We start from the raw sequence: 1625 nt of genomic DNA on the forward strand, positions 1-1625 counted from the left end.
CAGATGAATTGAAGCTGAAACGAGTAATCATTATCTCTTTAGATAATGCCATCAAGTATAGTACCGATGTCATTAAGGTCTTTTTAGAAAGTAATCAGCATATGGGAATTCTTCGAATAAAAGATTATGGCATCGGCATACCAGAAGAAGAACAATCTCATGTTTTTGAAAGGTTTTATCGAGTAGACAAAGCCCGCAAACGGGATTCAGGAGGAAGCGGACTAGGATTAGCTATTGCTAAAAATATTGTGAACCTCCATAAAGGAGAAATTGAGATAGAAAGTAAAGAACATATTGGAACAGAGATTAAAGTTACTTTTCCCCTTACGAACTGAGTAAGTCGCTTTTATATAAACTAGCTTATGTACCACTAATAGGGCAGCAGCTATCAATATTTAATTTCTAAAAATGCTACCTAATGGATACATTCAAAAAGAAATCACCAATTTTTCAAAAAAAAAACACCTTCAAGTGATTGCTCGGTACCCCATACCCGGTTTTCAGCTTGAAGGTGTTTTTTTGTTTATATAAAATCAGAGCCTGTCCAAATTATTAGCAGTTGCGTTTTCCTAATCTGCGAACGCTGATACTTTCTAAACTAGTCGTATTTCTATTACCTGAATTATCTTCCCATACTAAAAATCCGCCTTCTGCTCGAATAAACGTACCATTTCCATCAAGCTGTCTTCCAGCAGAAAAAACTTGAATTTTATCTCGTCTTCGAAAATTATCTACTATAGAGCGAGATTGAGTTGTATTACGATCTTTTTTGTTGCTGCACCTTACATACACACTGAATCTCTTTCATCTTATATTGCTGTTGTTGCATTGATTTGTTGAGTATAGAATACATACATGATTAAAGTGTTTGATATATAATTTTAAAAGTTATATCTTTTAGACGTAAAAAAGAATCCTCCATAAAAAGAGGATTCAAACAGGGTAAGTAAGAAAAAGAAATATACATGCATGTTCCTGGGGGGCACTACGCTTGTATAATCAACTTATACCCGCTATTCACTGGTTCAAACAGTTAAAAACATTTCAAATAAAAATTAATAGTTAATCTATTAAATACAACTATTTGTCTTTAAGCTATGTATAATACAGTCTTCATAAAGTCTTAAATTCTCTTTACTCGCCCACTTACTCTGAATATATTCAATAGCTTTATCTTTGTACTCTACCTGTTCTCTAATATTAATAATCCGCATAACAAGTGCTCCTCTACAAAGGATAACAGCCATCATTTACATAAAGGGTGTTATAAACATGCTTTTTAATAAAAGTGTGTTGCTTCTTCAATTAAAACTTATCCTTAAACCCATTCTTTCTTATGTTCACGAATAAATTTAATATCGTTTTGATAATGTTCAAGATGCCCTTCGTCTATCATTTTTTGGAACGCACTGTCGCCTTCACTTGCTTTTCTTGTGATTGTTTTACATAACCCCTCTAATCGCAGCAATACCATTTCTAAATAACCTTCTTGTAATTCTTCGCCGTAAGATTCAAAAAATATTTTCACTCTTTGTTTTCTATGTTGAGCATGCTGTGATGAATTATAATAAATTTTCTCACCTGTTTCAGAAAGATAAAATCTACTTAAAGGGACGCATGTATAA

1 protein-coding gene and 1 pseudogene are annotated in these 1625 nt (G+C 32.7%); one reads left to right on the forward strand and one right to left on the reverse strand.

All coding sequences use genetic code 11. The annotated features are described in order from the left end of the window. A partial coding sequence (locus RB298_RS00610) for a sensor histidine kinase (RefSeq protein WP_486045253.1) occupies nt 1-335 on the forward strand: 335 nt, incomplete at its 5' end. 983 nt (nt 336-1318) lie between these two features. Here RB298_RS00610 and RB298_RS00615 read toward each other — a convergent pair. After that, nucleotides 1319-1625, reverse strand: a pseudogene (locus tag RB298_RS00615) (aminoglycoside phosphotransferase); the annotation flags it as partial.

The organism is Priestia sp. BR_2 (assembly GCF_041954005.1).
Lineage (GTDB): Bacteria > Bacillota > Bacilli > Paenibacillales > Paenibacillaceae > Paenibacillus_AQ > Paenibacillus_AQ lautus_A.